Annotated in this window: 24 protein-coding genes; 14 read left to right on the plus strand and 10 right to left on the minus strand. The window is 69.9% G+C overall.

The genetic code is table 11. The features are described from left to right. Positions 1-97: 97 nt before the first annotated feature. The 9 genes from DEI82_RS14020 (at position 98) to DEI82_RS14060 (ending at position 9,134) form a co-directional block, all read left to right on the plus strand. Complete coding sequence (locus DEI82_RS14020; RefSeq protein ID WP_111037331.1) at positions 98-1,717, plus strand: ABC transporter substrate-binding protein; 1,620 nt, start codon at positions 98-100, stop codon at positions 1,715-1,717. 51 nt (positions 1,718-1,768) lie between these two features. Beyond that, positions 1,769-2,701, plus strand: a complete 933-nt coding sequence (locus tag DEI82_RS14025; protein WP_111010978.1) for an ABC transporter permease — start codon at positions 1,769-1,771, stop codon at positions 2,699-2,701. After that, entirely contained in the window at positions 2,698-3,597 is a 900-nt protein-coding gene (locus DEI82_RS14030) for an ABC transporter permease (RefSeq protein ID WP_146242925.1), read from the plus strand. The genes DEI82_RS14025 and DEI82_RS14030 overlap by 4 nt, the downstream gene beginning before the upstream one ends. After that, the gene (locus DEI82_RS14035) at positions 3,594-4,346 is read left to right on the plus strand and encodes an N-acyl homoserine lactonase family protein (protein ID WP_111010976.1); all 753 of its coding nucleotides are present in this window, start codon (positions 3,594-3,596) and stop codon (positions 4,344-4,346) included. Before DEI82_RS14030 ends, DEI82_RS14035 begins: the two co-directional genes overlap by 4 nt. A gap of 32 nt (positions 4,347-4,378) precedes the next feature. Beyond that, positions 4,379-5,590 (plus strand): amidohydrolase family protein, encoded by a 1,212-nt coding sequence (locus tag DEI82_RS14040; protein WP_111010975.1) that lies wholly within the window; start codon positions 4,379-4,381, stop codon positions 5,588-5,590. Then, positions 5,587-6,393, plus strand: a complete 807-nt coding sequence (locus DEI82_RS14045; RefSeq protein ID WP_111011006.1) for an ABC transporter ATP-binding protein — start codon at positions 5,587-5,589, stop codon at positions 6,391-6,393. The genes DEI82_RS14040 and DEI82_RS14045 overlap by 4 nt, the downstream gene beginning before the upstream one ends. Next, a complete protein-coding gene (locus DEI82_RS14050; protein ID WP_111037333.1) occupies positions 6,393-7,232 on the plus strand; it encodes an ATP-binding cassette domain-containing protein in 840 nt (279 codons plus the stop codon). The genes DEI82_RS14045 and DEI82_RS14050 overlap by 1 nt, the downstream gene beginning before the upstream one ends. A 71-nt stretch (positions 7,233-7,303) precedes the next feature. Beyond that, positions 7,304-8,437 (plus strand): pyridoxal phosphate-dependent aminotransferase, encoded by a 1,134-nt coding sequence (locus tag DEI82_RS14055; protein WP_181435222.1) that lies wholly within the window; start codon positions 7,304-7,306, stop codon positions 8,435-8,437. Positions 8,438-8,582: 145 nt separating this feature from the next. Next, positions 8,583-9,134: an Lrp/AsnC family transcriptional regulator gene (locus DEI82_RS14060; protein WP_111037335.1), complete on the plus strand. Its 552-nt coding sequence runs from the start codon at positions 8,583-8,585 to the stop codon at positions 9,132-9,134. Between the two features lie 301 nt (positions 9,135-9,435). On the opposite strand, the gene DEI82_RS14065 is transcribed toward DEI82_RS14060, so the two are convergent. The 7 genes from DEI82_RS14065 to DEI82_RS14095 form a co-directional block, all read right to left on the minus strand. Next, positions 9,436-10,167 (minus strand): OBAP family protein, encoded by a 732-nt coding sequence (locus DEI82_RS14065; protein WP_258372072.1) that lies wholly within the window; start codon positions 10,165-10,167, stop codon positions 9,436-9,438. A 110-nt stretch (positions 10,168-10,277) separates the two neighbouring features. Further along, positions 10,278-11,807 carry an alpha-L-fucosidase gene (locus tag DEI82_RS14070; RefSeq protein ID WP_258372073.1) on the minus strand — a complete coding sequence of 510 codons (1,530 nt, stop codon included), beginning with the start codon at positions 11,805-11,807 and terminating at the stop codon, positions 10,278-10,280. Then, complete coding sequence (locus DEI82_RS14075; protein WP_111010970.1) at positions 11,804-11,983, minus strand: DUF6903 family protein; 180 nt, start codon at positions 11,981-11,983, stop codon at positions 11,804-11,806. The genes DEI82_RS14070 and DEI82_RS14075 overlap by 4 nt, the downstream gene beginning before the upstream one ends. Before the next feature lie 37 nt (positions 11,984-12,020). After that, positions 12,021-12,899, minus strand: coding sequence for a carbohydrate ABC transporter permease (locus DEI82_RS14080; protein WP_111037337.1), 879 nt, complete (start codon positions 12,897-12,899; stop codon positions 12,021-12,023). A 10-nt stretch (positions 12,900-12,909) separates the two neighbouring features. Then, positions 12,910-13,917, minus strand: a complete 1,008-nt coding sequence (locus DEI82_RS14085; RefSeq protein WP_258368691.1) for a carbohydrate ABC transporter permease — start codon at positions 13,915-13,917, stop codon at positions 12,910-12,912. A gap of 98 nt (positions 13,918-14,015) precedes the next feature. Continuing rightward, complete coding sequence (locus DEI82_RS14090) at positions 14,016-15,341, minus strand: carbohydrate ABC transporter substrate-binding protein (protein ID WP_111037338.1); 1,326 nt, start codon at positions 15,339-15,341, stop codon at positions 14,016-14,018. A 228-nt stretch (positions 15,342-15,569) separates the two neighbouring features. Beyond that, a complete protein-coding gene (locus tag DEI82_RS14095) occupies positions 15,570-16,592 on the minus strand; it encodes a LacI family DNA-binding transcriptional regulator (protein ID WP_111010967.1) in 1,023 nt (340 codons plus the stop codon). Positions 16,593-16,700: 108 nt separating this feature from the next. On the opposite strand from DEI82_RS14095, the gene DEI82_RS14100 reads away from it, so the two are divergent. Beyond that, positions 16,701-18,605 (plus strand): beta-galactosidase, encoded by a 1,905-nt coding sequence (locus tag DEI82_RS14100; RefSeq protein WP_258372074.1) that lies wholly within the window; start codon positions 16,701-16,703, stop codon positions 18,603-18,605. A gap of 92 nt (positions 18,606-18,697) precedes the next feature. Here the strand turns inward: DEI82_RS14100 and DEI82_RS14105 are convergent, their stop codons facing one another. Further along, positions 18,698-20,587, minus strand: a complete 1,890-nt coding sequence (locus tag DEI82_RS14105; RefSeq protein ID WP_258372075.1) for a glycoside hydrolase family 2 protein — start codon at positions 20,585-20,587, stop codon at positions 18,698-18,700. 48 nt (positions 20,588-20,635) lie between these two features. Here DEI82_RS14105 and DEI82_RS14110 point away from each other — a divergent pair, with 48 nt between their 5' ends. Together DEI82_RS14110 and DEI82_RS14115 are read left to right on the plus strand one after the other, a co-directional pair. Continuing rightward, positions 20,636-21,652: a LacI family DNA-binding transcriptional regulator gene (locus DEI82_RS14110; protein WP_111037339.1), complete on the plus strand. Its 1,017-nt coding sequence runs from the start codon at positions 20,636-20,638 to the stop codon at positions 21,650-21,652. A gap of 217 nt (positions 21,653-21,869) precedes the next feature. Then, on the plus strand, positions 21,870-22,484 hold the full coding sequence (locus tag DEI82_RS14115; protein WP_111037340.1) for a hypothetical protein: 615 nt from the start codon (positions 21,870-21,872) through the stop codon (positions 22,482-22,484). An 84-nt stretch (positions 22,485-22,568) separates the two neighbouring features. Here DEI82_RS14115 and DEI82_RS14120 read toward each other — a convergent pair whose 3' ends face one another. Continuing rightward, a complete protein-coding gene (locus DEI82_RS14120) occupies positions 22,569-22,880 on the minus strand; it encodes a pyrophosphatase (protein ID WP_111037341.1) in 312 nt (103 codons plus the stop codon). 135 nt (positions 22,881-23,015) lie between these two features. Here DEI82_RS14120 and DEI82_RS14125 point away from each other — a divergent pair, with 135 nt between their 5' ends. Together DEI82_RS14125 and DEI82_RS14130 are read left to right on the plus strand one after the other, a co-directional pair. Beyond that, positions 23,016-23,519, plus strand: a complete 504-nt coding sequence (locus tag DEI82_RS14125; protein ID WP_146242926.1) for a hypothetical protein — start codon at positions 23,016-23,018, stop codon at positions 23,517-23,519. Positions 23,520-23,566: 47 nt separating this feature from the next. After that, positions 23,567-24,085 (plus strand): ATP-binding protein, encoded by a 519-nt coding sequence (locus DEI82_RS14130; RefSeq protein WP_181435223.1) that lies wholly within the window; start codon positions 23,567-23,569, stop codon positions 24,083-24,085. Between the two features lie 119 nt (positions 24,086-24,204). On the opposite strand, the gene DEI82_RS14135 is transcribed toward DEI82_RS14130, so the two are convergent. Further along, a complete protein-coding gene (locus DEI82_RS14135) occupies positions 24,205-24,426 on the minus strand; it encodes a hypothetical protein (protein WP_111037344.1) in 222 nt (73 codons plus the stop codon). Between the last annotated feature and the right edge of the window lie 191 nt (positions 24,427-24,617).

A 24,617-nucleotide genomic window follows, 5' to 3' on the forward strand; every position in this document is an offset into this window, starting at 1 on the left:
GAAACGCGCTGCTACTTGCCGAACACAACTACTCCCACTTGACTCGCTTACGAAACGTCACCTCCCGCTGAGCACCACCCGACCTCAAGGAGCACCCATGTCCTCCCACCCCTCGAAACGACGCGGTGCGCGAATCGCGAGCGTGGGCGTCACAGCCCTCGGCGTCGGTGCCCTGCTCGCCGGCTGGACGGCGGGCGGCACCGCCGTCGCGAACGCGAGCACCTCGTCGAAGACGCCGAAGGCGCTCACCGTCGCGCTCAGCCAGAACCCGGACACGCTCGACCCCGGGCAGACGGGCCTCGTCGGTTCGGTCAAGGTGGACGCGCAGATCTTCGACCCGCTGATCTGGCGGTTCTCGGGTTCGAAGAAGTACGAGCCCGGGCTGGCGACCTCGTACACGGCGAACGCCGATGCCACGGAGTACACGTTCCACCTCCGGCACGGCGTGACGTTCCAGGACGGCACCCGGTTCGACGCGAACGCCGTCAAGGCCACCTTCGACCACATCGCGGACCCCGCGACGAAGTCGGCCAGCGCGGTCACCTCGCTCGGCCCGTACAAGGGCACGACGGTCGTCGACCCGTACACCGTGAAGGTCGACTTCACCAGCTCCTACCCGGCGTTCAACACGCTCGTCGCGAGTGAGCAGTTCGGCATCGACTCCCCGACGGCGCTGAAGAAGTACGGGGCGGACTACGGGCAGCACCCGGTCGGCACCGGGCCCTTCACGTTCCAGAGCTTCACCAGCGGGTCGTCGGTCAAGCTCACGCGGAACGCGAAGTACGACTGGGGTCCCAAGCGGTTCGGCTCCGGGGCGGCGAAGCTGTCCTCGCTGACGTTCCGCATCCTGACGAGCCCGACGTCGCAGAACAACGCACTGAAGACGGGCGAGGTGCAGGTCGCCGACGGACTGGATCCGCAGGACGTGGCGAGCGCGAAGAAGGCCGGCAAGCGGACCACCACCGTCGCCGCGGCCGGGATGCCCTACGGGTGGCTCCTCAACGTCGACAAGGCACCGACGAACGACCCGCTCGTCCGCCGGGCGATCGCCCACGCCATCGACCGGAAGTCGATCATCTCGACGCTGTTCGCCGGCGAGTTCAAGCTCGCGACGAGCGTGGTCACCCGCGCCACCCCGGGGTACGCGAGTGCGGGCAGCGCGTTCTCGTACAACCAGAAGGAGGCCGGCAAGCTGCTCGACCGCGCCGGCTGGAAGATGGTCGACGGGAAGCGCCAGAAGCACGGCAAGACCCTGACGATCTCGATGATCAACATCGCGAACTTCGGCTTCGACGACATGTCGACGCTCGTCCAGTCCCAGCTCGCGTCGGTGGGCATCACGGCCAAGCTGAGCGACCAGGCGTTCCCGACCGTGGGACAGACGTACAACAACGGCGGCTCGAACACCGCCAGCTGGTTCTTCTGGTCCCTCGACCCGAACATGATCAAGTCGGTGTTCACCTGCGCGCAGGTGAAGAGCGGGTTCAACTGGTCCCACTCCTGCAGTGCGTCGCTCGACAAGCAGATCGACGCGGCCGACGCGACGACGAGCACGACCGCCCGGAACGCCGCATTCGCCTCCGTCTTCAGGAAGATCAACAAGCAGGCCGCCTTCATCCCGGTGTACGACCTCAAGGCGATCTACGTCACCAACGGGATCACGGGGCTGGCGTCCACGCCCGACGGCGACGCCTACTACGCCGGAGTCGGCAAGTGAGCGCCGCGGCGGTCGCGTCCGTCGCGCCGGACGCGAGGGATCGGGGCTGACATGGCGCGGTTCCTCGGACGACGGGTCCTCGTCGCGATCCCGGTGCTCTTCGGCGTCGTCGTCCTGGTGTTCCTCATCCTGCGACTGATCCCGGGTGACCCGGCGCAGATCGTGCTCATGGGGACGAACGCCTCGCCCGCCCGGGTGGCGCAGGTGCGGCACCAGATGGGCCTCGACCGGTCGTGGATCGCACAGTTCGGGATCTACGTCGGTGGCCTCCTCCGTGGTGACCTCGGGTACTCCTACGTGTCGCACGGCACGGTGGCGGCGCAGATCGGCAGCCGCCTCCCGTCGACGCTCGTCCTCGCGGGCTCGGCGCTCGCCGTCGCGCTCGTGGTCGGGATCCCGACGGGCGTCGTCGGCGGCCTCTGGCCCGGGTCGATCGGCGACCGGCTGGCGACCGGGTTCTCGGTGCTCGGTCTCGCGGTCCCGTACTTCTGGTTGGCCCAGCTGCTCATCCTGCTGTTCGCCGTGCGGCTGCAGTGGCTCCCCGCACTCGGGGTCGGCGGTCCGCAGGCCCTCGTCCTGCCCGCGCTGTCGCTCGGACTCGGGTTCGCCGCGATCATCACGCGGATGCTGCGGAGCGCGCTCATCGACGTGTACCAGCAGCCCTACGTCATCGTGGCGCGGAGCAAGGGGCTCTCGAGCTGGCAGCTGCTCTCACGGCACGCGTTCCGCAACGCGATCTCGGCGGTGACCACCATCATCGGCCTGCAGATCGGCAACCTGCTCGCGGGCGCCGTGGCCACCGAGGTGATCTTCGGTCGGCCGGGGATCGGGAACTACCTCGTCTCGCAGATCCAGCTCAAGGACATCCCGAGCATCCAGGGCATCGTCCTGTTCATCGCCGTCTGCTACATCGTGATCAACATCCTCGTCGACGTGAGCCACGGCCTCCTCGACCCGCGTGTCCGGAAGGCGTGGACGGCATGACGACGTCAGCAGTGGAGAACGTCACGGAAGCGGCAACCCCGACCTCGGGTCGGCCCCGGCCACGACGGGTCGACGTCGGCGGCGCGGTCGTCTGCGGAGCGGCGGCGCTGCTCGTGCTCCTCGTGCTCCTCGCCCCGGTCCTCGCGGCGGCGTCCCCGACGACCGCGGTGGGGCTGGCGCGGAGCGCACCGACCCTGGCGCATCCGTTCGGCATCGACCACCTCGGTCGCGACGTCCTGTCGCGCACGCTGTGGGGCGGACGGCTGACCCTGCTGATGGCCGCGCTCTCCACCCTGCTCGCCGCGGTCGTCGGGGTCCCCATCGGTCTCTTCGCGGGATACGTCGGGGGGATCCGGGGCGGGATCTCGATGCGGGTCATGGACGTGTTGCTCGCGTTCCCGGGCCTGCTCCTCGCGCTCATCATCATCACGATCGGCGGCACGGGCGTCCCGAGCACGATCCTCGCGGTCGGGGTCTCGTTCATCCCCGTGTTCGCCCGTGTCGTGTACGGCTCGACGCAGCGGATCCGGTCCGAGGAGTACATCGCGGCGTCGATCGTCGTCGGCGCGTCGCCGCTGCGGGTCATGATGCGCAACGTGCTCCCGGTCGTGCTGGTCGAGGTCGTCGTGCTCGTCTCGAGCGCGATCGGGTGGACGACCCTCCTCACCGCCGCCCTCAACTTCCTCGGGTTCGGGGTCGCCCCGCCGACGCCGGAGTGGGGAGCCGACCTGGGGGCCGGCACCCAGTACCTCGACCAGGCGTGGTGGATCTCTGCAGCACCGGGCCTCGCGATCACGCTGACGATCCTCATCGCCAACTTCCTCGGGGACTTCTTCGCCAAGCGCCTGTCCGCGCCCCGGGCCGACCTGCAGCCGAGCACGGAGCCCGTCGCATGAACCTCGTGATCCTCCCCCTCGGGACCTGCTGGTGCGCCCACGGCGTCGTGACACCGGGCCACCTGCACGACGAGAAGTTCTCGATCCCGGTGTCGTCGTACCTCGTCGAACTCGACGACGGACGGCTGCTCCTCATCGACACCGGCATGAGCCGCGACCACGTCACCGACCCGGACCTCACCTGGGCGGGAACCGATTTCGCGCGCATGCTGACGCCGGTCATGGCGCCCGAGGACGACATCGGCGCGCGACTCCGGGCGCTCGGCATCGAGCCGGAGCAGATCGACGTCGTGATCAACACGCACCTGCACTTCGACCACGCCGGCAACAACCACCAGTTCCGCAACGCGACGTTCCTCGCCCAGCGCGAGCACCACGCGTACGCCCTCGACAACCCGAGCTTCCCGAACCAGTACTGGAACCTCCCGGAGCTCCACTACGAGCTGCTGGACGGCGGCGGCGAGGTCCTGCCGGGCGTCGAGATCGTGGTGACGTCCGGCCACGCGCCCGGCCACCAGTCGGTGATCGTGCACCTGCCCGAGGAGGGCGACCTCGTCATCTGCGGTGACGCGATCTACCTGCAGGACAACCTCGACCTCGACAACTGGGAGGCCATGGCCGACCCGGACCAGGCGCGTGCCAGCGCCGCGCGCCTCCGCGACCTGGAGGCCGGCGGTGCGCGCCTCCTGTACGGACACGACCCCGACCAGGTCGCCGACTTCCCGCGTGCCCCGTACCGGCACCGGTGACCGCCACCCGCCCTCGACCGCAAGGACCCGCCATGACCAGCCACCTCCTCGTCTCCGACGTCACCGTCTTCGACCCGCGCGCCGCCGGCGTCGTCGAGCACCAATCCGTCCTCGTGCGGGACGACACGATCGACTGGGTCGGCCCCGCCGACCAGGCGCCCGCCCCCGGCGACGGGTGGGTGGTGCGTGACGGGCGGGGACGCACGCTCCTCCCGGGCCTGTTCAACGGCCACGTGCACCTCATGGGCGACGGCGTCCACGACGGGGGCACCCTGACCGGCTCCTCGACGTACGGCACGGTCCAGGCGGTGGTGAACCTCGCCGAGACGCTGCAGACCGGCGTCACCAACGTGCGCGACTGCGGGTCCATCGACGGGATCGCGATCGAGCTGCGCGACATCGTGGCGTCGGGCTACGTTCCGGGGCCGCGGGTGAAGGCCGCGGGCCGGGTGATCACGATGACCGGTGGCCACGGGCACTCCATCGGACGTCAGGCTGACGGCCCGTGGGGTGTCGCGCAGGCGACGCGGGCCGAGCTGCACGCCGGAGCCGACTTCATCAAGATCATGGCCACCGGTGGGGTGCTCACCGAGGGCGTCACGCCGCTGCAGACGGCACTCCACGTCGACGAGCTGCGTGCGGCGGTGGACGAGGCGCACAACGCCGGCAAGCGGATCACGAGCCACGCGATCGGCGGCCCCGGCGTCAAGAACGCGATCCGGGCGGGACTCGACTCGATCGAACACGCCTGCTTCTTCGACGACGAGGCGATCGAGCTCGCCCTGGAGCGCGGCACGATCATCGTCCCGACCCTGGTGGCCGTGAACCGGATCGTCACGAACCCCGAGACCGTCTCCGCATCGGTGTACCGGAAAGCACGGATGGAGTCCGACGCATCCGTCGCGGGGTTCCGGGCGATGGTCGAGGCCGGTGTCCGAGTCGCGTGCGGGACCGACGCGGGGACGCCCCACAACCCGCACACCGAGGTGCCGGTCGAGCTCGGGCTCATGGTGGAGTACGGGATGACCCCCGTGCAGGCGCTCGTCGCCGCGACCCTGACCTCTGCCGAGAACTTCGACGTGCTCGACACCCTCGGCACCATCGAGGTCGGCAAGACCGCCGACCTGCTCCTCGTCGAGGGCGACCCCACGGCGGACATCGGGGCGATCCGGGACGTGCTGCTCGTCGCCAAGGCCGGCGCAGTGGTCCGTGACGAGCTCGCGCTCGACTCCGTGCGCGCATGAGCGACACCGAGCCCCTGCTGTCCGTCCGCGACCTGCGCGTCGTGTTCCCCGGGACCGCCGAGGGGAACGCAGCGGTGGCGGGGATCGACTTCGACCTGTTCCCGGGCCAGACGCTCGGACTCGTCGGCGAGTCGGGTTCCGGCAAGAGCACGGTGTGCCTCGCGATCCTGGGCCTGCTCCCCCGCGGCACCCGGGTCACCGGGCAGATCCTGTTCCGCGGTCGCGACCTCGTCACGCTCGGCGACCGGGCCATGCGGCCGATCCGCGGGCGGGAGATCGGTCTCGTCTACCAGGACCCGCTCGGCGCCCTGAACCCGACGCGGACGATCGGCTCGCAGCTCCGCGAGTCGCTCCGGCTGCACCTCGGACTCTCCGGGGCAGCAGCGGACGACCGTGCGGTCGACCTGCTCGAGCGGGTCGGGATCCAGTCGGCGCGGGCGAAGCTGACCGCGTACCCGCACGAGTTCTCCGGCGGGATGCGCCAGCGGGTCGTGATCGCGATGGCGATCTCCTGCAACCCCGTGCTGCTCCTGGCGGACGAACCGACCACGGCGCTCGACGTGAGTGTGCAGGCCCAGGTGCTGGAACTCCTCCAGGACCTCAGCGCGGAACTCGGCCTCGCACTCATGCTCGTCAGCCACGACCTCAGCGTCGTCGCCGGCCTGTCCGACGTCACCGCGGTGATGCGGTACGGCGAGATCGTCGAACAGGGCGAGGTCGACGACGTGTTCTCGAGGCCGCAGCACCCGTACACCCGCGCACTGCTCGACACGGTGCGGGCACTCGAACGAGAGGACGCCTGATGAGCGACCCACTGCTCCGGGTCGACGACCTCGTCGTCACCTTCACGCCACGCGGCCTGTTCCGGCGCGGCGAGGGGGTGCAGGCGGTCCGGGGCGTCTCACTGTCCGTGGAGGCCGGGACCACGGTGGGCATCGTCGGCCAGTCGGGCAGCGGGAAGTCCACCGTGGCGCGGACGATCGTCGGCCTGGAACGACCGACGTCCGGCCGCATCGTCCTGGGCGGCAGGACCGTGGACCAGAGCGCGGAGTCGCTCGCGGAACTCCGCCGCAGCGTGCAGATGGTGTTCCAGGACTCGCTCAGTTCCCTGAACCCGAGGCGGACGATCGGTGCGATCCTCGCGGAACCGCTGGTCGTCCACGGCATCGTCCCGCGCGCCCGGATCGCCGACCGCGTGTCCGAGCTCCTCGAGGACGTCGGGCTGCCCGCGTCCCACGCCCGGCGTCGGCCGATGCAGCTCTCCGGCGGGCAGCGCCAACGCGTGAACATCGCACGCGCCCTCGCCAGCTCGCCGCAGCTGATCATCGCCGACGAGCCGACGAGCGCCCTCGACGTCTCGATCCGCGCGCAGATCCTCGAACTGCTGAAGCGTCTGCAGGCTGAGCACGGGCTGGCGTACCTGTTCATCAGCCACGACCTCCACGTCGTGCGGTACATGAGCGACACGGTCGTCGTCATGCGGCACGGTGAGATCGTGGAGGTCGCCGACAAGACGTCCATCTACCGGGCGCCCCAGCACGAGTACACGAAGGAACTGCTCGCCGCCGCACCGACCACCGACACGGCCCTGGCGAAGGCACGAGCACGCCGTGCGGCCCGCCCGGTCGGGTCGGCCTCCTGACTCGCTCCCCGCGACGAACCGACCGAAGGAACAGCGCTCCGCCCATGCAGATCCCAGCCAGCACCAGCACCATGCCCAGATCGGGGATCCGCGAGATCATGGACCTCGCGCTCGCCCGACCGGACACCATCCGACTCGAGCTCGGCGAGCCCGACTTCCCCACACCACCGAACGTCGTGGAGGCCGCCGCCCGCGCCGCCGCCGCCGGTGCCACCAAGTACTCGGTCACGCCGGGGATCCCGCAGCTGCGCGAGGCGCTCGCCGAGAAGATCCGGACGCGGAACGGATTCGAGACCCGCGCCGAGCAGGTGCTCGTCACGTCCGGCGCGGTGCAGGGCATCTACGTGGCACTCGTCGGGCTGGTCGACCCGGGCGACGAGGTCCTCGTCCCGAGCCCCGGGTGGCCGAACTACCAGATGATGTGCCGGCTCCTCCGCGCGACGAGCGTCGGCTACCGGCTGCGCGCCGAGGACGACTACCTGCCCACCGTCGCCGACCTGGAGGCGCGGGTCACGCCGCGGACCAGGGCGATCGTGCTGAACGCACCCTCGAACCCGCTCGGCTCCGTGTTCGACGCCGATCGGCTCGCCGAGGTGGTCGCCTGGGCGAACGGCCACGGTCTCTGGATCGTCTCGGATGAGTGCTACGACGAGCTCACCTTCGACCGCCCGCACGTCTCCACCGCGGTGTTCGACGAGACCGACTCCGTGATATCGGTCTACAGCTTCTCGAAGACGTACGCGATGACCGGATGGCGCATCGGGTACCTCGCCTTGCCGCAGGCGGTCGTCTCGACGCTGTCGAACGCGCACGAGGCGATGCTGTCGTGCGTCGCGATGCCGACGCAGTACGCCGCCCTGGAGGCCGTGACCGGTCCGCAGGACGTGGTCACGACGATGCGCGCCGCCTACCGGATGCGACGGGACACCGCGCTCGCCGCGCTCGAGGAACGCGGCATCCCCGCGTTCCGGCCGGAGGGGGCGTTCTACCTCTGGGTCGACGTGTCGGCGTCCGGCCTCCGGAGTGACGCGTTCGCGCGCGCACTCGTCGCGGACGCGGGCGTCGCCGTCGCCCCCGGCACCGCCTTCGGCAGCGGTGGCGAGGGGCACGTCCGGATCTCGATCGCCAACGGCGTCGACGCGGTCGTCGAGGCGATCGACCGGATCGGGGCCGCCATCGACGCCCGGTCGGTCACCGCGCGGTGACCGTGGGGATCGGGGTCCGGGGCCGGACGGGACTTCGGGCGCACCGGTCGGGCTGCGAGGGTCCCCGGCCGGGCCGCAGTGCGCCCCGGCTAGGCTGCCGGTCTCCCCGGTTAGGCTGCCGGGGGACGCGAGGAGAAGAGAGCGGATGAGCACCTCGAGCACCGAAGCGACCGGCCCGGACGACGACGAGGCCCCCGCCGGCTCGAAGCTCGCGCAGCTCATCCAGCGCCCGACGGCGAAGGTCCCGCTCGACGAGCTCGACCACGCCCTCCTCCGGGCGCTCGCCGACGACTCGCGGCGCTCCCAGCGCGCCCTGTCCCGCGAGGTCGCGCTCTCCGCCCCCGCGATCGGCGAGCGGATCGCCCGACTGGAACGCCTCGGCGTCATCCGCGCCTACACGCTCGACATCGACTGGGCGACCCTCGGCTACTCCATGTCAGTGCACATCCCGATGACCGCCGCCGCCGGTGCCGACCTCGGTGCGATCATCGAGCACCTCGTCGAGATGCCGGAGCTCGAGGACCTCGACATCGTCACGGGCCAGTGGGACCTCATCGCCAAGTTCCGCCTGCGTGACCACGCCCACCTGCAGGAGGTCCTCCTCGTTCGGATCTGGCAGATCCCCGGCGTGCAGCGGGTCGAAACGTTCCTCGGACTCGGGAACTACCGCGGGGCCGGGGTGCTGCGCGACGAGTGACGGGCACCGAGCAGGGCCACCCCGACGAACGCGCCCCGGCCCCAGCGGGCGACGCGCTCCGGCACATCATGAGCCCGGCCACCTCGCCGACGTCGTTGCCCCCGACGGTCATCGTCACCAGTCGCGTGGACGACACGATGGTCCGGTTCTGCGCCGGGCGCTCCCGCCGGTGATGAGGTCCGTGGGTGTGGCCCGGAGAACGACACGTCGGTGAGCCAGGGCACGCAGGCGGACATGCCGCGGTCGGTGACGTCGTTGCTCCTCGCCACACCGGCGCAGCAGGGGCAGCGCGGCCGGCGGGTCAGGGACGCCCGTCCTGCGCGTCGACCACGCCGGGAGTCGGACTCGTCCCGCTGAAGGCGTCGCGCATCGTCCCGACCCCCTGCTGCGGATGCGCCCGGTCGAGGTACTTCGCCCGGGATGCCTTCCGCGGCTCGGGGTCCGTGTGCATCGCGGCGTTGCGGTCCCGACGCAGGGCCTCGTCGACCTCGCCCTCGCGGTTGAACGACCACATGAGCATCGGGTCGCCGAGGGGCAACGGCTGCGCCGGGTGCTCCCCCATCGGCGTGCTGTGCCAGGTGTGCCAGGTCTTGCCGTACGAGTTCACGAGGTGCCCCATCAGCTCCGTCTCGATGGCGACCGGCAGTCCGGGCGCGACGAGTTCCCCGGAGAACACCTCGTGGTTGTGCGGGTGCCACGCGGCCCGTTCCTCCTCGGGGAGCGTTCCGTACAACGCCTCGGAGACGATGTACTCGATGCCGATCAGGTTCGCGTCGCGCGTGTTGCCGTCGAAGAGGACGCACTGGAGCATGTCCGCGTTCACCACCTTGCAGAAATGGTGCGCCTCCATCTGCAGGTCCGGCTCCCCCTTGGCGCAGTGGAAGCCGACGACGTAGACGTCGAACCCGGCCAATGGTGCGGTGGTCTGCAGGACGTCGGCGCCGCGGTCGAGCAGGGCGAGTTCGAACCCGCCGGGCCGGCCGGGAGGCACGACACCGGTCGAGCGGTTCGCGACAGCTGGATTCAGGGGCACGATGCATCTCCTCGGGCTCGGAACTCCTGCTCATCGCACTCCGCGCTGCCTGCCAGCCGCCTCAGGACCCGGGGCGCTGGACACCACCCTCGCGGGCACACGCCCCCCGATCATCCGCCGGGTGCCACCGCCGCCCTGACCACTGCGACGCCCGCGATCACCGGGACGGCGCGGGAGAGCCGGATCTCGATCGTCACGGTGTCGACGAGTTCGGGGGCGAGCGGGACGATGCGCTGGTAGCCGACCGCACCGAACTCAGCGCGCAGGACGAGTGCACCCCGAAGGGCCGCCGTCACGACAGCGCGCTCGATGCGCTGCCCGACGGCGATCTCCTCCTTGATGACGACGGCCTCGACGACCGTCGGCTCGGCCAGTCGCAGGGTGAGGTGCGGCGACGCATCGCCCGGCTCGGGCTCCCACCGACCGGTGCCGTTGGCGAGGTCGAGCGCCGGGTCCGCGGGCGAGCCGATGTCGGGGCGCGGCCAGCCATCGCCGCCAGTCCGGACCACACCGCTCGACGGCTCGACGTCCGCCTCGACGACGCGCCGACGCTGGTCCGCGATCCGTTCGCCGAGCTCGGCGAGCACCGCGACGTCGGGCTCCGCGATCCGACCGGCTCGTGTCGGCGGGACGTTCAGCAGGAACCCCGCGTTGCCGCCCACCGCCGACCGGTGGATCGCGAACAGCTCGTCGACGCTGCGGACCGCGTCGTCCTCGGCCGGGTGGTGGAACCAACCGGGGCGGATCGACGTGTTCACCTCGGCCGGGTACCAGACCAGGTCGTCCTCGTGCCCGGCGAGGGCGGCTCGGCTGCCCAGATCCTCCTCGTCGCTCCGCACCAGCGTGGTGAAGGTGCCGTCGTCGACCTGCTGGGATCGTTCGGCGATGCGCTCGGCGTCCTGCAGGGCGCGCGGCACGACGCTCCACTCGTCGGCGCGGGTGTGCCCGGCCTCGTTCCCACACCAGCGGACGTCCGGGCCGCAGACGTTGATGACCGCGCCCGGTTGGAGTTCGCGGATGACGGCGTAGTAGCGGTCCCAGTCGTACACCTGGCGTCGACCGTTCGGTCCCTCGCCGTTGGCACCGTCGAACCACACCGAGAACACGTCGCCGTACCCGGTGAGCAGCTCCGTGAGCTGGGCCACGTAGAAGTCGTCGTACGCGCGGCCCGAACCGTAGGACGCCTCGGTCCGGTCCCACGGCGACAGGTAGACGCCGAACCGGAGACCGTGGCGCCGGGCGGCGTCCGCGACCTCGCCGACCAGGTTGCCGTGCCCGCCGCGCCAGGGCGACGCGGCCACGGAGTGGCGGGTCACGGCGCTCGGCCACAGACAGAAGCCGTCGTGGTGCTTGGCGGTCAGGATCACCCCGGTCATGCCGGCGCTCGCGACCGCCGCCATCCACTGGTCCGTGTCGACGTCCTCGGGATCGAAGAGCGCCGGGTCCTCGTGTCCCGCACCCCATTCACGGTCGGTCATCGTGTTCATGCCGAAGTGGACGAACGCGGTGAACTCCATCGCCTGCCACGCCAACTGCCGCTGGGAGGGGCGTACTGCGACCATCGCCGCCAACGCGGGATCCAGTGGGGTGACGGCACTCGTGGCGGCCGCGCCGGGACTCCCGGCCGCTGCTCCGCTCACCGGAACCGCCGGTTGTAGCTCCAGAGCACGGCGATGAGTCCGGCGAGCCCGACGAGCATGAGCAGCAGGCTCGGCCAGCCGACGTGGGTCCGCGCGACCACGACGAGGACGACGCAGACGAGCACCGCCACGACGCGGGCCACGATCACGAGTGCCGCTGCGGTCGATTCCTTCACTGTCCGGATCCCTCCATGACGTCGAACACTGCCGCGCTCATCCCTTGACCCCGCCGGACGCCATGCCCTCGATGAGCCGACGTTGGATGAGCGCGTACACGATGAGCACGGGGACGATGACGATGACCATGCCGGCGTAGAGACGTCCGTAATCGGCGGCGGCCTTCTCGGCGGTCATCAGGTTGAGGAGACCGACCTGGACCGTCTTGTGCGACCCGGTCAGCAGGGTCATCGAGATGATGAAGTCGTTCCAGTAGGCGAGGAAGTTGAACAGGATCACGGTGGTCACCGCGGGGCGCGCCATCGGGAGCATGATCCGGGTCATCACGCCGAACCGGCTCGCGCCGTCGAGCGACGCGGCCTCCTCGTAGTCCACCGGGATCGTGCGGAAGAACGCGGTGAGCAGGTAGATCGTGAACGGGATGCTCGTCGCCGCGTAGACGAGGGAGAGCATCACGGGGTCGTTGAGGAACAGCCCGTTCGGCGCGATCGAGCTGATCGCCCGGTCCCAGCCGACGAGCATGAGGAAGATCGGCACGACGATGTAGTTGACGTTGACGAACAGGCCCGCGAGCAGCGCGAGTTCGATCATCCGCTTGCCCGGGAACTCGTAGCGCGCGATGACGTAGGCGGCGGGAATCGAGACCGCGAGGACGAAAGCGAGCCCGAGCAGCGTCACGAGCACGCTCGTCAGGAAGTACTGGCCCATCTGGGCGTCGACGAACGCGGCGACGTAGTTCTGCCAGTGGAAACCCTGCGGCAGCGCCCATGGGCTGCCGTAGAACTCGCTCTTCTTCTTGACGGACGCGAAGATCACCCACGCGACCGGGACCGCGGTGGCGAGCGAGGCGATGATGACGAGGACGTAGGTGAGGGTGCGGCCGACGCGGGGGCGGCGAGTGGTGATGGTGGTCATGGTCGACTCCTCAGAACTGCAGCGGCTCGCGCTTGGTGGCCCGGCTCACCAGGAGCGAGACGAGGAACGAGAACGCGAAGATGACGACCCCGATCGCCATCCCGTAGCCGTATGACCCGTTCGTGTAGGCCTGCTTGTACATGTAGGACAGGAGCACCTCGCTCGAGCCGTCGGGCCCACCGCCGGTCATCGCGTGCACGAGGACGAAGCTGAGGTTGACCGCGCTCATGATGAAGAAGGTCAGCGTGGTGCGGAGGTTCTGCCAGATGAGCGGCAGCGTGATCGTGAAGAACTGGCGACCGTTGCTCGCGCCGTCGAGCGACGAGGCCTCGTAGAGCTCCTCGGGGACGCTCGCCATGCTCGACATGTACATGACCATGTAGTAGCCGAGCGACTGCCAGACCATGGCGATGCCGACGGAGTAGACGACGATGTGCTGGTCGCCGAGCCAGACCTGACGGAGCCCGTCGAGCGACAGCAGGTGGAGCGAGCCGTTGATGAGCCCGTTGTCCTGGTCGTAGATCGCGGAGAAGATCGCTGCGATCACGACGACCGACAGGATGTTCGGGATGTAGAGGATGAACCGGTAGAGGTTCTTCGCGCGGAGCGACTGCCGGGTCATGATCGCCGCCAGGAACAGTGCCATCCCCATGGTGACGACGGTGACGACGACGAGCAGCGCGACCGTGTTCTCGAACGCCCGGATGAACTGCTGGTCCTGGAACAGCGCCTCGAAGTTCTGGAGCCCGACGAACTGCGCGGTCGGCGAGAAACCGCTCCAGGTGAACAACGACATGCGGAACACGCTGATCGTCGGCCAGACCATGAACACGGCGAACAGGACGAGCGCCGGGGCGAGGCAGGCGATGACGAAGCCCCGACCGCCGCGACGGCCACCGCTCCCTTGGCGTGCGACGCCCGGCTGGATCCGCCGGATCCGGCGCTCACGGGAGGGCGCGACCGGTGCCGGGGTACCGGCGACCGTGGTCGGTGCCGGCGGTGTGGAGGTTGAGGTCACGATTGACGTCCTTCGCTTGGTTCCTCGTGTGGTCCCTCGTGGGGCCCGGCGGTCCCGGGATCAGCGGGACCGCCGGGGCGGGTGTCCGATGCTTCCGGTCAGTCCTTCGCCGCGTGGAGCTTGTTGCTCGCGGCGTTCAGGGCGCTCCGCCACTGGGCCTCGGTCTTGTCGCCGGTGATGATGCTGTTTGCGGTGCCGAAGAGGGTGTCCTGGATGCTGACGCCCTGGACCGTCCCGGTACTGGCGAAGCCGCCGACGATCGGCTTGACGCCCGACTCGTCGTAGACCTTGTAGAACGACTTGTTGTCGCCGGTCAGGAGCGAGGACACGCCCTTGATGGGCTGGATCGCCCCGGAGGCGGCGAACAGCTTGGCGGCCTTCTTCGAGTACATGAACGCGATGAAGTCCTTCGCCGCGTCCTTGTGCTTCGCCGCGCTCGGCACCCACACGGCCTCGGTCTGCGTCGCGATGTACCGTTCGTCACCGGCGGAGACGGCCGGCAGCGGCATAAGTCCCCACTCGAACCCGGAGGCCCGCGGTGCGCTCGCCATCTCCGTCGAGACCCACGTCCCGTTCGGCATGAAGAGTGCCTTGTCGTCCATGACGCTCTGCTGGTTCTTCAGGTAGTCCTGCTCGTTCGCGTAGCCGACGGTGGTCGGGGCGGCGTAGCTCAGCAGCTTCGTCGCGATGTCGAGGACCTTCTTGCCCTTCGCGGTCTCCCAGATCCCGGGCTTGTAGTTCATGACGTCGTCGTAGAACGCCTTGCCACCGACGTCAGCCGTGAGCGCGTAGAAGAACGAGTCGAGGTAGCCGGTCGTCGGGTAGGTGAACAGCGACATGCCCTGCGCCTTGGCCTCGTCGCCGAGCTGGAACATCTGCTTCCAGGTCGTCGGGACCGCCCAGCCCTTCTCGGCGAACAGGTGCTTGTCGTACACCAGGCCGGTCGGCGCGTAGTAGACGGGCATCAGGTAGGTCTTGTCGGTGCCGTACGGGTTGGTCGCCAGGTTGCCGACGATGCCCCCGGTCAACTGTGATGAGACCGTGCCGCCCTGACCCGGGATCTTCTCCTTGAGCACCGGGGTGAGGTCCTCGAGCGCCTTGTCCTTGACCATCGTCTCGGTGAGGCCGGCCGCGCGTCCCTCGCCGAGCTCGACGAGGTCCGGGTAGTTCCCGGCCTTCATCTGCGGGGTGATCTCGTCCTCGATGTCCTTCGACAGCGTGAGCTTGATGTGGACGTTGGGGTGGAGCTTCTCGTACGCGTCGATGACCTTGTGGTACATCGCGGTGCCGTAGCCGCCTTGGAGCGCGGCGAAGTCCAGCGTGGTGGAGCTGCTCGACGACGAGCCGGAGTTCGTCGTCGAGCAGCCGGCGAGCAGTCCGAGCGCCGCGACGGCGGCCCCGATCATGACGAGCGGTCTCTTCATCGTTGTGGGTCCTTCCGCGGGCGCGTTGCCCGGACGGGTCGAAGTGGGGGTGGTGGTTCCGGTCCGCCAGCCCGGGCACGGATCGGCGTCGTCGTCGTCCGCGTGCCGGTCGGGGTGATCCTGGTTCGCGGATGTCAACACTGTGGCATCGATAACACGGACGCGCAAGCAGGTTCATGAGCCGGAAACAAACGGCACGGCGCTCGCCCGGTCGGCCGCTCCCTCGACTCAGCGAACGGCGGGAGCGGCGGTCGTGGCCCGGACGACGAGCTCCGGGGCCCCGTCGTCGGTCAGCGGGCGGCCGGCACCGGGCGCGAGCAACAGGTCGACGGCGGCCGCACCGACACGGTGGAAGTCCTGCCGGACCGTGGTGAGCGGCGGCGAGCAGTAGGCCGCGAGCGCGATGTCGTCGACGCTCACGATCGAGACGTCGTCGGGCACCCGCCGCCCGTGCTCGCGCAGGGCGCGGATGACCCCGAAGGCCATCTCGTCACTCGCGACGAACACCGCGGACACGTCGGGGATCATGGCGAGGATCTGCCCCTGCCGGTGACCCGAGGCAGGCGACCAGTCCCCTTCGAGCGGCGGCGGCGGTTCGATCCCCACGGCCACCAGGGCGTCCTCCCAGCCCTGCCGACGCTGTCGGGCCTCGATCCACTCGTCCGGTCCGCCCACGTGCCACACCTGACCGTGCCCGAGTGTCAGCAGGTGCTCCGTCGCGAGCCGCCCGGCGGCGCGCTGGTCGATCCCGACCACGGCCGCGCCGGCCGTGCGGGAACCGTCGACGGTGACGGTCGGGATCTCGCGGGTGATCTCCTCCATCTTGCGGGTGACCGAGATGAGCGGGACCGCGATGACGATGCCCTCGACCCCCTGGTCGGCGAGCTTCGACAAGGACCGCTCCATCTGGCCCGTGTCGAGGGACGCGATGGTCGCGATGCTCACGGCGAGTCCGGCGGCCTCGGCCGCCGACTCGACACCCGCCGTCACCGCCGAGCGCGAGTAGTACCCGCCGGACTGCAGCAGCACGAGTCCGAGCGTGCGGGACCGGCCGGACGACAGCATCCGGGCCGCGTTGTTCAGTCGGTACCCCAGCTGCTCGACCGCCAGGAGGACGCGTCGACGCGTCTCGGGGTTGACGTTCGGGGAGTCGCGCAGGGTCCGCGAGACGGTCTGCGCGGACACCCCGGCGGCCCGCGCGACATCGGTCATGCTCGGACCGCGGACGGCGTGGATGTCGGTCTCGGTCATGTGCCTACTGTGGCAGTGCGGTCGGCATCGATGCCATCGCGACCGCTGCTCGGCGAGCCGTTCCCGCCGATGTTGGCAGAGATGGCATCGATAACATACGATCGCGGCGTGACGGATCTGCCCTCAACCGGCGTCGCGCCGGTGCGCTCGACCCTGCTCGAACCGACCGGATCGATGATCCCGGACGCGGATCCGACGAGGACCAGTGGGACGACGATCCACTCCGGAGCGACCCTCACGTGGGCGGACCGCCGCCTGTACCGCGAGGGCGCACCCCACCGGATCCTCTCGGGAGCCCTCCACTACTTCCGTGTCCATCCCGACCTGTGGCGGGACCGTGTCCGGCGGCTCGCAGACCTCGGGCTCAACACGGTGGACACGTACGTGCCCTGGAACTTCCACCAGCCGCACGAGCAGCGCGCTCCCCGGTTCGACGGTTGGCGGGACCTCGAGCGGTTCCTGACCGTCGTCGGCGAGGAAGGCCTCGACGCCGTCGTCCGCCCCGGACCGTACATCTGCGCCGAGTGGTCGAACGGGGGCCTCCCGAGCTGGCTCACCGCCCGCGGGGTCGCGCTCCGCAGCTCCGACCCGGGTTTCACGGGCCCGGTCGGGTCGTGGTTCGACGAGCTGGTCCCCCGGGTGCGGGACCTGCAGGCGAACCGTGGCGGCCCCGTCGTCGCACTCCAGGTCGAGAACGAGTTCGGCAGCTACGGCGACGACCATGCCTACCTGCTCTGGAACCGCGAGGCCCTCGTGTCACGCGGGATCGACGAGTTGCTCTTCACGGCCGACGGCCCCACGGACCTCATGCTCGACGGGGGGAGCGTCCCGGGGACCCTCGCCGCCGTCACGATGGGCTCCCGGCCGGCGGCGGCGCGGCGGCTGCAGGCGGACCGCCGACCCGAGGAGCCGTTCGTCGTCGCCGAGTACTGGAATGGATGGTTCGACCACTGGGGCGAGCCACATCACGTCCGCTCCGTCGCGAGCGCCACGTCGACGCTGTCGGGCATCCTCGACGACCACGGCAGCGTCAGCGTGTACATGGCGCATGGCGGCACGAACTTCGGCCTCTGGGCGGGCGCGAACGAACTCGACGGCGTCCTGCAGCCCACCGTCACCAGCTACGACTCCGACGCGCCGATCGCCGAGGACGGCACGCTGACCCCCAAGTTCCACGCCATGCGTGCCGAGCTCGGTGTCGACGGTTCGGTGCCGCTCCGCGTCGCAGCGCAACCATCACACCTGCCACCGCGGACGATCGCGCTGCAGCGCCGTGCGGACCTGCTCCCCGGCCTCCGGGCGGTCGGCGAGCGGTCGGTGTTCCGGCCGCTCCCCGCCGCGTACGAGGACCTCGGACTCGACGCGGGTCTCGTCGTCCACGTCGCGTTCCCTCGGATCCCCGCAGGCGTCCACGAACTCACCCTGACGGAGGTACGCGACCGCGCGGTGGTCCTGGTCGACGGGGCGCCGGTCGGCGTCGTCGACGGCCCAAGCGGTTCCGTGACGGTCACCGGCACCGGTGACGCGATCCGTCTGGAGGTCGTGGTCGAGTCCCTGGGACGGGTGAACTACGGTCCGCTCCTCGGCGGCCGCAAGGGGTTGCTCGGGCCGGTGCTCGTCGACCGGAGGATGGTCCAGGGCTGGGAGAGCGTGGCAGTACCACTCCAGGACCTCGGCCCGGACCAGCTCGACGCCGCGACGAGCGCTCCCGTCACCCGAGCCACGACCGCGCCGGCTTCCGGCTTCGCCACCGCGACCCTCGACGTCGACGAGCCGGCCGACACGTTCCTCGCCCTGCCTGGTTCGACCAAGGGCTTCGTGTGGGTCAACGGGTTCCTGCTCGGCCGCTACTGGGAGATCGGTCCGCAGGTCACCCTGTACTGCCCCGCCCCGCTCCTCCGTCCAGGCGCCAACACCGTCACCGTGCTCGATCTCGAACGCCTCGGCACCGTGCTCGAACTCCGGGACGGACCGGAACTCGGCCCAGCCGAGGAGTACGTCGAGGAGTTCTGACCTCCTCCCCCCGAACGGGAACGGGCGACTTCCTCGGTGTCGTCCGACCGCCGACCTGTCGGAACCAGGCGGTTTCCGGGGGGCGGGGGCGCTCAGCCGCGCCCGGTGACCGCGCGGCGGATCCGCTCGATCGGCACCTTCGGCTCGCGTTCCGCGGTGAGCAGCCCGTTCGTCTCCTGCAGCGTGTCCGTCAGCTGCGTGTAGCACGAGCCCGCCAGGAACGTGCTCGCTCGGATGGCGTCGTACAGCGCCGTGATCCGGTCGAGGTAGTCGTCGCCGTCGGTCGCGGCCGTGTAGCCCCAGCCGTCCTCGCGCCGTGCGCCCGGCTGGTACTGCACGCCGCCGAACTCGGTGAGCATGACGGGCTGGCCCTGGTCCTCCACGCCGTCGACGAGGATCCGCCGGGTGGCGGGTCCCATGCCGGACAGCACGGCGGTCCGGGCGGCCGCGTCGGCGTAGGTGCGGGCGAGGACGCCACCGTCACCCTCGTAGTCGTGCACGGTCAGGATGTCCGACGCGGTGTGCTCCCAGCCGTCGTTCGAGATGACCGGCCGTGACGGGTCGAGCGCCCGGGTCACGTCGGCGAGGGCGCGCGAGTACGCCTGCTGGGCGCGGTCCTGCGGCACGTGCTGGATGCCCCAGCTCTCGTTGAGCGGCACCCACGTCACGATGCACGGGTGCGACACATCCCGTTCCACGGCGTCCATCCACTCGCGCATGAGCCGCTGCACCGCCGTCGGGGTGAACGCGTACGCACCCGGGGCCTCGCCCCAGACGAGGAGGCCGAGGCGGTCCGCCCAGAACAGGAACCGGGGGTCCTCGATCTTCTGGTGGATCCGGGTCGCGGTGAACCCGAGCTCCTTGATGAGCTCGACCTCGCGCCGCAAGGCCTCGGGCGAGGGCGCGGTGAGGTTCGAGTCCGGCCAGTAGCCCTGGTTGAGGACGCTCCGGACGTCGTACGGGCGGTCGTTGAGCAGGAACGCCCCCCGGTCGACCGCGACGGTCCGGAGCCCGAGGTACGAGGACACCGCGTCGAGCACCGCGCCGGCGGGGTCGAGCAGGGTGACCGTCGCGTCGACGAGCCTGGGGTGTTCCGGGCTCCAGCGGATCTCGTCCTCGGCCTGCCCGTTCACCTGCCGGGCGATCGGCAGGACGAGGTCGACCGTGTCGGTGGCGGTGGGCACCGTGACCTCGGTCGTCCCGAGGTCCTCGCCACGGTCCTCCCAGCGGAGTGCCACGCGCACCCGTGCGCCCGCCCGTGCCGCGCCGCGCAGGCGGACGCCGAGCGCGACGGCGGTCGGACCCGCGGGCACCCACCGCAGCGCCTCGACCGACACGGGCGGTACGGCCTCGAGCCAGACGGTCTGCCAGATCCCGGTGGTGCGCCGGTACCAGATCGCGTGCGGCTCTTCGTGCCAATCCTGCTTGCCGCGGGGCTGCGTGACGTCGTGGGGGTCGTCCTCGGCGCGGACGACCAGGGTGTGGGTGCGGCCGTCGTCCACGGACGCGGTGACGTCGATCGTGAACGGCGTGTGCCCGCCCTCGTGCGTCCCGACGAGTGCGCTGTCGATCCAGACGCTCGCGCGGTGGTCCACCGCGCCGAAGTGCAGCAGCACCCGCGACGCATCGGCCGAACGCCCGGCACGCTCGAGATCCTCCGCGGAGATGCTCCGCGCGTACCAGACCACCGGGTGGAACCCCGGCTCGTCCACACCCGACGCGACCGACTCCGGCGGGAACGGCACGGTGATCACACCGGCGTCCGGGAGGCCCACGGTCCAGCCCGCGACCAGGCCTGCGTCGGCGTCGTCGTGGCGGAACGACCAGGTGCCGTCGAGGGAGGCCCATCGCCCGCGGATGAGCTGCGGTCGCGGATGGGTGCCGTCCTGCCGGCTCGCGACCGGGAGGGTCGGCGCGGCGACCGGCGGAGCGGCCGGGGACGAGGAAGCGGGCGTCGTCGGGACAGCGTCATCGATGTGCACGAGTCAAATTTATACCGCTTCAAATGCGCGTGGCGATACCCTTCCCCCATGGATCGCGTCACCCTGCAGGACGTGGCGGACCGGGCCGGCATCTCGATCGGGACGGTCTCGAACGTCGTGCGCGGGTACCAGCACGTCAGTCCGCGGATGCGCGCGCGGGTGCAGGCGGCCATCGACGAACTCGGCTACCGACCGAACGGACTCGCCCGGAGCCTGGCCACCGGACGATCCCGGATGCTCGGTCTCGCGTTCCCCGACCTCCGCCGCCCGTACTTCGCCGAACTGGCCCACGTGTTCGCTCGCGTTGCCGAGTCGCACGGCTACCGGCTGCTGCTCATCGAGACGGGCGGCACGGCCGAGGGCGAACGCGCGGTCCTCGCCGACCGTGAGGCCGGCACGATCGACGCCCTCGTCATGCACCCCCAGATGCTCAGCGCCGGCGAGCTCGACGCGATGCGGCGCGGCATGCCGGTCGTGTTCCTCGGCGAGGACCCGCAACCCACCACCTCGGACCAGGTGGCGATCGACAACGTCGCCGCCGCCGAGGACGCCGTCGCCCACCTGCTCGGCCTCGGTCGACGGCGCATCGCGTTCCTCGGGCACGAGGTCGGCGAGTCGTCCCGAACCTCGACCCTCCGACTCGAGGGGTACCGGCGCGCACTGGCCGGGGCAGGCCTGCCGGACGACCCGACGCTCCTGGTCCCCCGCGAGGTCGGCGACGCGCGGGGCGCCGAGGAGGCCCTCGACGCGGCGCTCGACGCCGGCCTGCGGATGGACGCCCTGCTCTGCCGCGACGACCTCGCCGCGATCGGTGCCCTCCGCTCGCTCCGCCGCCACGGGATCGCCGTCCCCGACGACGTCGCCGTTATCGGGTGGGACGCCATCGAGCTCGGCGCGAGCACCGACCCGAGCCTGACCTCGGTCGCGCCCGACACGCACGGGCTCGCGGAGCGCGCGCTCGACCTCGTGCTCCGGGAACTCGACGGCGCGCACCAGGGCGGGGCACACCACACGGTGGGGCACCGCATCCTCGTGCGCGAGAGCGCGCCGGCGACGCCGCGCTGACCCGCGCGATCACCCTCCGACGACCGCACGGGCCCATCGGCACGACACCGCTGGGACTGTCCGAACACGACGTCGCTGCAATCGTGACCGCCACGTGACCCGGGCTCAGCCTGCCGCGCCCGTTCGATGAAGTCCCGACCATCGAGACACCGACCAGTCCACTCTCACGGCATCGGGCGGTTGTCTCCGTCTGGGCATCTGTGGTTGGTTCGCAGTTGTGGAATCACACGACCTCGTCGGGGACGACAACTTCGTGATCGCGGGTCGGCGCGCCGAGCGCCTTGCCCAGCACGGAGCCACCGTCGTCGGCATCTCGCAGCAGGCGGGCGCGGCAGGTCTGTGCAGCCTGTGGCTTCTCGTCACCGTCACGTCCGCGTTCCGTTCGACGACGCTGATCTGGTTTCTTCTCACCGTCGCGGGAGCCGGCGTCGCTTTCACCAGCTGGATCCGGGCGCGACAGCTCCACACCCTGCTGCCCTACACGATCGAGGCACCGGAGCGCCCGTTCCAGGTTCTCGACAAGGCGCAACGTCGAACCATCGGACGGCAGATTCGCGGGAAAGAAACAGTCACCCCAGTGACTGCGAGGCTCGTTCGCGCCACACACCTGTCGCAACGGCGCTCGACACGCGCCGCACTGCCGCCACTGATCGGCATGGGTCTGGGTGTCGCTGGCTTCGCGGGGTCGTTGATCCGCACGGTCGGTGGGTGGGGGTCAGCACTGCTCGTTCTCGAACTCGCTACAGCCGTGGCAGTCACGATTGCGGGTCTCGTGGAGGCAAACAGGCGCAACCGAGTTCTCGCCGCGACAGAGCACCTCGAAACGCTTTGAAGCGGGAGCCGGTCGCTCGCTCTCGGAGTGCTCCCGATTCCGTCCCCCGCCCGCGACCGCCGTCGGTCTCTGGTGAACGATCGGCTAATGGGAAGGCTTCCAGACGAGCCACTTCCGAGCGACCTCCTCGGCCAAGTCGACGTCGAAGCGGCGCGCGATCAACAGCACCTGCGCGAGCACGTCCGCCAGCTCTGATCGAAAGTCGCCTTCGAGCTCGACGTCGGAGCGTCCCTTGTCGCGTGCCTGCCCAGCACGGGCGAGGTACGCCTGCGTCAGCTCCCCGACCTCTTCGTTGAGCTTCAACACGAACCAGTCATCGGACCGATCGATGCCGTGGCGCTCCGCGTAGAAGGCCGAGACCTCCTCGACCTCGTCGCTCAGCTCGTCGATCTGCACGACAGCAGTGTCCCATCGATGACGAGGAGCCGTAGTGGATGGTTGATGCGTCCCCCATCCCTGTCCTACAGCAGATCCCGCTCCGACGTCGAGCTTGCACCTCGGTAGTTTTGGCCACGATGGAAGGACGCGATGATGCGACCACTGATCCTCTCGGGCGGCCCGGCAGTCGGGAAGACGACATGCGGGCGGGCCCTCGCGGTCTCCCACGAGCGCGCCGCATACATCGACGGTGACGACATTCGTCAACTCGTCGTCGCAGGCGACGCCACCCTGTGGTCCGGTTCCGAGGGTCGTGCCCAGCACGCTCTCGCCACCCGCAACGTCGCGGCCCTCGCGAGGAACCTGCTCGCCGCCGGCTTCGCCGTCACTGCATCCGACGTGGTGACCCAGGAGACCCTGCCCGTGTACCGCGCGGAATTGCCCGGGTGCTTCGTCGTTCACCTCGTGATCAGCCTCGATGCAGCCCGCGCACGAGCAGCGACGCGGCCGGTCTACATCACGGACGAGGAGTTCGAGCTCCTCCATCGGATCGCCGCCTCACCGCCGGCGGTGGACCTCGTCGTCGACGTCACCGACATGAGCGAGGAGGAGCAGGTCGACAGCCTGCTCAGGGCCTGGGTGAACGCGGATGTCTGATGGTCGAGCCTTGCGCGGTAAATCCCCGGGGGTGGCACGCTCGGGGCATGCAACGCAAGGGCCGAAGGTTCGGGGATCGCGCCGCGACCCTCACCTTGTTCTCCGGGTTGCCAGGTTCGGGCAAGACGACGCTCGCGCGTCGCCTCGAAGCTGAAGGCAAAGGCGTGCGCCTCGCTACGGATGAGTGGCAGGACCGGCTGGGCGTCCCGCATTCCGAGAGCGCGTTTCACGAGCGGCTACAAGCCGCGCTGTACCAACACGCCCTCGTCCTGCTACGGCGAGGTGTCGATGTGATCCTCGAAGACGGCCTGTGGATGAAGGCTGAACGGGCCCAGAAGTTCGCCGACGCCCGCTCCTGCGGCGCACTCATCGACCTTCACGTGTTCGACGTCGACTACGACACGCTGTGGACCCGCTTGCAGAAGCGCAACGAGGAAGGTGCCTCCGGGGCCGCGCCGATCACGTCGGAACACCTTCGTTCGGCATGGGACTTGTTCGAACCCGTGTCTGCCGAGGAGCTGTTGCGGGTCGACTCTCACCGGACACACTCGGGGGGCTTCGCTTGAGCACGGAACACGGCGACCGATAGCCGATCGGCTACTGGACGATCTCGTCAGTCTGCACACGCTCGTGACTGATTCGACGGCGCCGGCGAGGACTACGAAGCCGGTGCGACGAGCAGCTCCTAGGGAAAAGCCATCCCGCTGAGGAATAGGGCGAGGAGTACGAGCGCACCGCCGACGATGACACACACCGCTTCGAATGGAGAGGAGCGCAGCTTTTGCGTCGCCCCCGTCTGCCGACGCTGCAAGATGCGTCGCCATTGGTGCATCAGCCCGATCAGCAGCGAGGCTGCTCCGAGTGCCAACGCGATACCGAAGAGGTTCTGCGCAAGCACGATCGACACGACCTGAACCTACCGGTCGACATCGCCCGGGCGACCGTCATCCACCCGAGGCCTCAGGCCCGCTACCGCTGGCCGATAGCGGGTCGTCCAGCGAACTTCCCGCTGGGCCGCCCGCCGGCCCGGACTCCCCGCGCCGACCGGGGCGCAGGCGGTCTCACGTAGGGACTCCGCGACCTCTCGCAGTGAAGTCA

Origin of the sequence: Curtobacterium sp. MCBD17_019 (assembly GCF_003234555.1) — a bacterium.
Classification (GTDB): domain Bacteria; phylum Actinomycetota; class Actinomycetes; order Actinomycetales; family Microbacteriaceae; genus Curtobacterium.

What these genes read in the sequence shown, in the direction of transcription:
- DEI82_RS14020 (WP_111037331.1), top strand. Translation starts at nt 98, where the DNA reads ATGTCCTCCCACCCCTCGAAACGACGCGGTGCGCGAATCGCGAGCGTG.
- DEI82_RS14025 (WP_111010978.1), top strand. Translation starts at nt 1,769, where the DNA reads ATGGCGCGGTTCCTCGGACGACGGGTCCTCGTCGCGATCCCGGTGCTC.
- DEI82_RS14030 (WP_146242925.1), top strand. Translation starts at nt 2,698, where the DNA reads ATGACGACGTCAGCAGTGGAGAACGTCACGGAAGCGGCAACCCCGACC.
- DEI82_RS14035 (WP_111010976.1), top strand. Translation starts at nt 3,594, where the DNA reads ATGAACCTCGTGATCCTCCCCCTCGGGACCTGCTGGTGCGCCCACGGC.
- DEI82_RS14040 (WP_111010975.1), top strand. Translation starts at nt 4,379, where the DNA reads ATGACCAGCCACCTCCTCGTCTCCGACGTCACCGTCTTCGACCCGCGC.
- DEI82_RS14045 (WP_111011006.1), top strand. Translation starts at nt 5,587, where the DNA reads ATGAGCGACACCGAGCCCCTGCTGTCCGTCCGCGACCTGCGCGTCGTG.
- DEI82_RS14050 (WP_111037333.1), top strand. Translation starts at nt 6,393, where the DNA reads ATGAGCGACCCACTGCTCCGGGTCGACGACCTCGTCGTCACCTTCACG.
- DEI82_RS14055 (WP_181435222.1), top strand. Translation starts at nt 7,304, where the DNA reads ATGCCCAGATCGGGGATCCGCGAGATCATGGACCTCGCGCTCGCCCGA.
- DEI82_RS14060 (WP_111037335.1), top strand. Translation starts at nt 8,583, where the DNA reads ATGAGCACCTCGAGCACCGAAGCGACCGGCCCGGACGACGACGAGGCC.
- DEI82_RS14080 (WP_111037337.1), bottom strand. Translation starts at nt 12,899, where the DNA reads ATGACCACCATCACCACTCGCCGCCCCCGCGTCGGCCGCACCCTCACC.
- DEI82_RS14090 (WP_111037338.1), bottom strand. Translation starts at nt 15,341, where the DNA reads ATGAAGAGACCGCTCGTCATGATCGGGGCCGCCGTCGCGGCGCTCGGA.
- DEI82_RS14095 (WP_111010967.1), bottom strand. Translation starts at nt 16,592, where the DNA reads ATGACCGAGACCGACATCCACGCCGTCCGCGGTCCGAGCATGACCGAT.
- DEI82_RS14110 (WP_111037339.1), top strand. Translation starts at nt 20,636, where the DNA reads ATGGATCGCGTCACCCTGCAGGACGTGGCGGACCGGGCCGGCATCTCG.
- DEI82_RS14125 (WP_146242926.1), top strand. Translation starts at nt 23,016, where the DNA reads ATGCGACCACTGATCCTCTCGGGCGGCCCGGCAGTCGGGAAGACGACA.
- DEI82_RS14130 (WP_181435223.1), top strand. Translation starts at nt 23,567, where the DNA reads ATGCAACGCAAGGGCCGAAGGTTCGGGGATCGCGCCGCGACCCTCACC.